This window comes from Streptomyces sp. NPDC054840 (assembly GCF_053611065.1).
On the sequence record NZ_JBSGZP010000738.1, the window covers coordinates 1 to 3439 of the forward strand.

Here is a 3439-nt window from a genome sequence, read left to right on the forward strand (position 1 = left end):
GGGGCGATCCCCGCAGGGCGCCGAACGCCCTGCCGCCGCGCCTTCCGACCCCTCGCCACGTTCGGCGCCCGAGGAGACGCCCCGGCGCGCGACCGGCCCCGGCGGAACCCCGCCCGACGCCCGGCGCAGCCAGCCCCCACCGGCCCCCGACGCCCGGCGCAACCAGCCCGCCCCAGGCCTTGGCGGAACCGGCCCCGCCGAGGACTCCGCCGCCCCGGCGGGAGCCGCAGGTCGCCCGCGCCGGCCACCGCCTGCTGGAAGCCTTGTGCAGGCTCGCCCCCGACCGGCTGCGCGGCGAGCTCACCGGCCTGGTGCACCGGCTCGACCGCTTCGCCGAGGGACCGGAGCGGGCCACCCCGGACAGCGTCTGGTGGGCCGCCCGGCTGCTGCGGGAAACCCTCCTCCGGGCCCCCGACGCCCGGGCTCACCTGCCCGTCCTCCACGCCCTCGCCGATCACGTGGCCCGGCCCGGCCCGGGGGAGTTCGGCAGCTGGTTCTGGATCCGGCTCCGGCTGCCCGAGCCCGACCGCCTCGACCTGCTGCGGCGACTCTGGCAGGCGGCGGCGGGAGCGGAGGCCGCGGCGCTGATCGGGCCGAGCGCCCGGCGGAGGGTGGAGACCCTGAGCAGGGCGGCGGCGGATGTGACGTGACGACAGACACGGTGGCGGATCGAGTCAGATGCCGATGCGGGGCACCGGCCACGGGCATGGCAGTCTTAGACCTGCAATCGGCAATCAGTTCAAGGACTAAACGGGTTCGGGCGAGGAGCGGTCACAGTGCAGCGCTGGCGTGGCTTGGAGGACATCCCCCAGGACTGGGGACGCAGCGTCGTCACCATCGGCTCCTACGACGGCGTACACCGGGGACATCAGCTGATCATCGGGCGGGCGGTGGCCACGGCGCGTGAGCTCGGCGTCCCCTCCGTGGTCGTCACCTTCGACCCGCACCCGAGCGAGGTGGTCCGCCCCGGCAGCCACCCGCCGATCCTGGCCCCGTACGACCGGCGCGCCGAACTGATGGCCGGACTGGGCGTGGACGCGCTGCTGATCCTGCCGTTCACGGCGGAGTTCTCCCAGCTGTCCCCGGCCGACTTCATCGTGAAGGTCCTCGTCGACAAACTGCACGCGCGTGCCGTCATCGAGGGCCCGAACTTCCGCTTCGGCCACCGGGCCGCCGGGAACGTCGACTTCCTGCGCGAGCTGGGTTCCACGTACGACTACGTGGTGGACGTCGTGGACCTGGTCGAGCGGGGCGAGGCGGGCGGCGGGGTGCCGTTCTCCTCGACCCTGGCCCGCAGGCTGGTCGCGGAGGGCGACATGGAGGGTGCGGCCGAGATTCTGGGGCGTCCGCACCGGGTCGAGGGCGTGGTGGTGCGCGGTGCGCAGCGCGGGCGTGAACTCGGCTACCCGACGGCGAACGTCGAGACGCAGCCGCACACCGCGATCCCGGCGGACGGGGTCTACGCGGGCTGGCTGACGGCGGACGGCGAGCGGATGCCCGCGGCGATCTCGGTGGGGACGAACGTGCAGTTCGACGCGACCGAGCGGACCGTGGAGGCGTACGCGATCGACCGCGTCGGACTGGACCTGTACGGGATGCACGTCGCCGTCGACTTCCTCGCGTACGTGCGAGGCATGGCGAAGTTCGAGTCGCTGGACGGGCTGCTGGAAGCGATCGCGGACGACGTGAAGCGGGCGCGGGTCCTGACGGACACGTACGACCTGAAGCGCTGACGAACGGAGCGGAAGGGCCCGTACCACCCCCGGGGTGGTACGGGCCCTTCGCTGTGCCGCCGGTCAGCCGAGGCGCGGGTCGCGCGGGGGCTGCTGGGGCTGGGGCGGCTGTTGCTGCGGGGGCTGGGCCTGGGGCTGCTGCCACGGCTGCCCGGGCTGCGGGTACGGCTGGCCGTAGGGCTGGGGCTGCGGCGGCTGCTGGTATGGGGGCTGGCCCTGGGGCTGGCCGTACGGCTGCGGCTGCTGAGGGGGCTGCTGCGCGTAGGGCTGCTGAGGAGCCTGGGGCTGCTGCGGCGCACCCCAGTGTCCCTGCGCTGCCTGCTGCTGGGCCCGCAGGAAGTCCTCGGCCACGAGCGCGGAGAGGTTGAAGTACGCCTCGCGCGTCTTGGGCCGCATCATGTCGAGATCGACCTCGGCACCGGCCGCGAGGTGCTCGTCGAACGGCACCACGACGACACCGCGGCAGCGGGTCTCGAAGTGCTGCACGATGTCCTCGATCTTGATCATCTTGCTGGTCTCGCGGACCCCGGAGATGACGGTGAGGGAGCGCGAGACGAGGTCGGCGTACCCGTGCGCGGAGAGCCAGTCGAGGGTGGTGCTGGCGCTGCTGGCGCCGTCCACGGACGGGGTCGAGATGATGATCAGCTGGTCGGCCAGATCCAGGACGCCGCGCATGGCGGAGTAGAGGAGGCCGGTGCCCGAGTCGGTGAGGATGATCGGGTACTGGCGGCCCAGCGTCTCGATGACGCGGCGGTAGTCCTCGTCGTTGAAGGTCGTGGAGACGGCCGGGTCCACATCGTTGGCGATGATCTCCAGGCCGGAGGGCGCCTGGGAGGTGAACCGGCGGATGTCCATGTACGAGTGCAGGTACGGGATTGCCTGGACCAGGTCCCGGATGGTGGCACCGGTTTCGCGGCGCACCCGGCGGCCGAGCGTACCGGCGTCCGGGTTGGCGTCGATGGCCAGGATCTTGTCCTGGCGCTCGGTGGCGAGGGTGGCGCCGAGGGCGGTGGTGGTCGTGGTCTTGCCGACGCCGCCCTTGAGGCTGATGACGGCGATGCGGTAGCAGGACATGACCGGGGTGCGGATCAGCTCCAGCTTGCGCTGGCGCTCCGCCTCGGCCGCCTTGCCGCCGAAGCGGAACCGGCCGCCGCCGCCGCTGTTGTTCTTGGGCTTCTGCTTGTTGCGCAGCAGGCGATCGGAGGAAAGCTCGACGGCGGCGGTGTAGCCGAGGGGCGCTCCGCCGCCGGTCTGGCCGGCCGAGTAGCGGGGATCGTGCGGCTGCGGCTGGTGCTGGTGCTGCGGGGGCTGCTGCTGCCCGGGCCCGGCGGACCACTGACCGGCGGTGCGGGGGTCGTAGGACTGCGGCTGCTGCTGGGGCTGCGCCTGCTGCTGGGGCTGCGGCGGCGTGGGCGCCGACGGCGGGAACGGGTAGGCGTCCGGGGTCCCGAACGCGGGCGGCGGCGACGGCAGTTCGCCGAGGGGTCCCTCGAACGGGGTCTCCGCGACGGCCGGGGGCGCGTCCGCGGGGCTGACCGGCGCCGGCGCCGACATCGCCGCGGGCTGCTCGGCGGGCGGCAGTGCGGGCGTTCCCTCGCCGGGAGTGTCCTGCCGTGTGGCCCAGGGCGCGGGCGGAACCTCCGCCACCGGGTCGGCGACCGGCTCCGCGACGAGGGCCGACGGCAGGGCCGGGTACGGCGTGACCC

General features: G+C 73.7%; 3 protein-coding genes. 2 read left to right on the forward strand and 1 reads right to left on the reverse strand.

All coding sequences use genetic code 11. The features are described from left to right. Positions 1–179: 179 nt before the first annotated feature. Complete coding sequence (locus tag ACWGIU_RS33165; protein WP_453711815.1) at positions 180–650, forward strand: hypothetical protein; 471 nt, start codon at positions 180–182, stop codon at positions 648–650. A 126-nt stretch (positions 651–776) separates the two neighbouring features. Next, positions 777–1733: a bifunctional riboflavin kinase/FAD synthetase gene (locus ACWGIU_RS33170; RefSeq protein WP_453711816.1), complete on the forward strand. Its 957-nt coding sequence runs from the start codon at positions 777–779 to the stop codon at positions 1731–1733. A gap of 63 nt (positions 1734–1796) precedes the next feature. On the opposite strand, the gene ACWGIU_RS33175 is transcribed toward ACWGIU_RS33170, so the two are convergent. Further along, a partial coding sequence (locus ACWGIU_RS33175; RefSeq protein ID WP_453711817.1) for an AAA family ATPase occupies positions 1797–3439 on the reverse strand: 1643 nt, incomplete at its 5' end.